Below are 3,534 nucleotides of genomic sequence, written 5' to 3' on the forward strand. Positions count from 1 at the left end.
GGCCCTCCTGGGCTGGGTAAAACAACATTGGCGAACATTGTTGCCAATGAGATGGGCGTGAGTATCCGGACGACATCAGGCCCGGTACTGGAAAAGGCGGGCGATCTTGCGGCATTGCTGACCAACCTTGAAGAGAACGATGTCCTTTTCATCGATGAGATCCACCGTTTGAGTCCTCAGGTCGAAGAAGTCTTATATCCGGCAATGGAAGATTACCAGTTGGATATCATGATTGGCGAGGGGCCGGCAGCACGTTCGATCAAAATTGACTTGCCGCCTTTTACCCTGATTGGCGCGACAACACGTGCAGGCTCGCTGACGTCACCGCTGCGTGATCGTTTTGGTATTACCCAGCGACTCGAATACTACAAGGTGGATGATCTTAGGGATATTGTTCAGCGTAGCTCGAACTGTCTTGGCCTGTCGATGGAAGAGGCCGGGGCGATGGAAGTGGCCATGCGTGCCCGTGGTACACCACGTATTGCCAACCGATTGCTGCGACGTGTCCGTGATTATGCCGAGGTGAAAGGGAACGGTCATATCTGTCCGGACATTGCTGCCAAAGCGCTGGATATGCTGGATGTCGACAGCAGTGGCTTTGACTACATGGATCGCAAGTTGTTAATGGCGATTATCGATAAGTTTATGGGCGGTCCCGTCGGTTTGGATAACCTGGCCGCAGCGATTGGTGAAGAAAAAGATACCATTGAAGATGTGCTGGAACCGTATTTGATCCAGCAGGGCTTTTTGCAACGTACTCCCCGCGGGCGTATAGCGACCCAGCGTGCGTACCTGCATTTTGGTTTGGATCTTCCTGAAACGCGTTAACTTTATTCACTAGATTGTCAAAAGTAAAAACGAGGTCCGGAGGCCTCGTTTTTTTATGTTCTCTTTTCTGTTAAAGCTGGGTGAAGCCTGTCGCACGCATTTTGCTGACGACGTCTGCTTTTTGCTCGTTGGTAAGAGGCTTGAGTGGGAGACGAGGATCACCAGCATCAATATCATGCAGTGCCATTGCCGCTTTACCGGCTGCGACGCCGCCGTATTGAACGAGTACCCGGATCAGCGCTATAACGCTGTCCATATCTTTATAGACGGCGGCCTGGTCGCCTTTGGCGAAGTCGTCAATGATTTTATGGAACAAAGGAGCGGCATAGTTATAGGTGCTACCGACAGCGCCGGTTGCACCAACAGCTAAGGCCCCCGGCAAGTGCTCATCAACACCAAACGGAATATCAAACTTGCCGTTGCAGGCGCGCAGACAGCGCTGGTACTCGTAAAGATCACCGCTATTAAACTTCAGGCCGTATAGGTTCGGAATGCGTGGTTCAGCCTTGATCAGGAACTGCTCCATATCCAGATTTACCCCGGACATACCCGAGTGGTAATAGTAAAACCCTTTGGAAGGGGCTGCCGCGGCCACTTGTTCGCAGTAGTCAACGAGATCATCGACAGAGGCGGGCTTAAAGAAGCATGGGCCAATGGCAGACGTTGCAAAAATGTCGAGCGTTTCAGCATGGCGGGTTAATTCCAGGGTATCAACAATACTCAGGGCACCGGTATGGACGGTAATTTTCAGCTTTCCTTGGGCAGTACGGACCCAGCGCTCGGCAATAGCCTTACGCTCTTCAACCGAACAGTGAATACCTTCACCCGTCGTCCCGCAGATATAAACACCGTTAACGCCATCGCGGATCAGGTGCTGGGCGATTTGATCAATGACGGGAAAGTTAACATTGCCGTCAGCATCAAACGGCGTATGCGGAGCGGCGATAAGGCCTGTGAGTTTTTCCATTGTGTAGCACCTCTAAGTGATGAAGCTAAACTTCAAAATAAAGAATGATAGCGGAGTTTTGATTTATTCTATGGAGTAAAGTTTCATCTGACAATCATGAACGAAAGGTTTTTTTCGCCGTGGCTTAAAAGTGTGACACCGCTTACAAAGCCTCATTTTTGCGACAATAGAGGATAAAACAGGTGAGGCAAAGATGATTAGGTGCATATTTTTTTGATATCTGCGGAGTAATACTTCACAACAAATGGAGCTCATGGGAAAATCACTGTAACGAATCAGAGTTAGTCGATAGCCAGAGGTAGAAGGATGGTTATGCAACATATTCCGGCAAAAGCAGGGAAAGTGCTTGATATGATGGGCAGCCTGCATGAGAGCCTGACTCCATCAGCAAGACGTATATCCGATTTTGTCTTGGCCAATCCCGCTGAAGTCACCAAGTTGTCCATTGCGGAATTGTCTCAAACGGCCAATGTCGGTGAGGCGACGATCATTCGATTTTGCCGTACGCTTGGCTTCAAAGGGTTTCAGGACTTTAAGATGGAACTGGCCATTGAGCTCTCCAGCCAGAGCAAAAATGAGAAATCGCTTCTTGATACCGATGTCACCCCGGAAGATGATGCCGAGCTGATCGGACAGAAACTGCAGAGCACGATAAACAGTGTATTAGCCGAAACACTTAACTTGCTCGATTTTACGACGTTAGAGAAAGTGGCTGAGCAAATTCGAACCTCGCGCGCTGTCTATTTCTTTGGTGTAGGCTCGTCCGGTATTACGGCAGAGGATGCCAAGAATAAATTTATGCGGATTGGCTACAATGTAGATGCACTAACCAATAATCACTTTATGTATATGAAGGCTGCGTTACTGCAGCCCGATGATTTGGCAATAGGTGTGAGCCATTCAGGCAGCTCTGCAGAAACCGCCAAGGCGTTGAAATTGGCGAAAGAGGCCGGTGCCAAGACAGTTGCGATAACCCACAATCCGCGCTCGACCATTACTGAGCATGCCGACTGGGTATTGGTGAACGGTAATCGCCAGGGTAAACTGCAAGGGGACTCCATTGGTACCAAGATCTCTCAGTTGTTTGTGTTGGATTTGGTGTATACGCTGCTGGTCAGAGATGATGTTTCCGGCGCTCAGGTTAAGAAGCTAAAGACAACCAAAGCTCTGGAGTCATAGTAGAGCACTATTTAAGTGCCAAATTTTAATGGAACAGTGCCCGGTCTATTGATAATAAGCCGGGCTTTAAGTTTCTGTGCCAGTTTTGCTCTCGGCTCTCGGCTCTCGCCTGAGGTTGCCTGAGGTTGCCTGAGGTTTAGGCTAAGCCTTTCCCAATACTTGCCTTGTCCCACATTTAGCTCCCATCATTTTTTTCTTTAAGCATTATCTCTGCTTGTAGAGTGAAGCCGCTTTTTCATCCCAACTACACTTAACATACCCAACATGTCTGGTCTGTTAGTTTGAGATACGCCGCTTATCCTGAATGGAGGATGGCTTTGTAGAACCTTGTGTGGAGTGTAACTCCATTTCAATATGTGCTTATGGCGGTAAAATTTGCGCGTGATCGCGTTTATTGTGAAGTTTGCGGTCAAAAGTGGGCTTGAGATCGCTGTTTTGAGTCATGGTTGTTGAAGTTTAACTCCGTAATAAATAAATTGGAGTCAAACTTCATTAGTAAATATCATCCTGGAGTGGTGCTACACATGACTGCCATATCTAAAAACTGCTTTACAGCCTTG

At 48.4% G+C, this 3,534-nt stretch carries 3 protein-coding genes; 2 read left to right on the forward strand and 1 reads right to left on the reverse strand.

Going from position 1 to position 3,534, the window contains the following annotated elements:
• Positions 1–828, forward strand: an 828-nt coding sequence (gene ruvB / locus MHN01_RS20570; protein ID WP_239413128.1) for a Holliday junction branch migration DNA helicase RuvB, incomplete at its 5' end; no start/stop codon positions are given.
• A 70-nt stretch (positions 829–898) separates the two neighbouring features.
• Here the strand turns inward: ruvB and MHN01_RS20575 are convergent.
• On the reverse strand, positions 899–1,795 hold the full coding sequence (locus tag MHN01_RS20575) for a dihydrodipicolinate synthase family protein (RefSeq protein ID WP_239413129.1): 897 nt from the start codon (positions 1,793–1,795) through the stop codon (positions 899–901).
• Between the two features lie 312 nt (positions 1,796–2,107).
• Here MHN01_RS20575 and MHN01_RS20580 point away from each other — a divergent pair, with 312 nt between their 5' ends.
• Positions 2,108–2,974, forward strand: a complete 867-nt coding sequence (locus tag MHN01_RS20580) for a MurR/RpiR family transcriptional regulator (RefSeq protein ID WP_239413130.1) — start codon at positions 2,108–2,110, stop codon at positions 2,972–2,974.
• The last annotated feature ends 560 nt before the right edge of the window (positions 2,975–3,534 follow it).

It is taken from the genome of Photobacterium sp. OFAV2-7 (genome assembly GCF_022347985.1).
Classification (GTDB): domain Bacteria; phylum Pseudomonadota; class Gammaproteobacteria; order Enterobacterales; family Vibrionaceae; genus Photobacterium.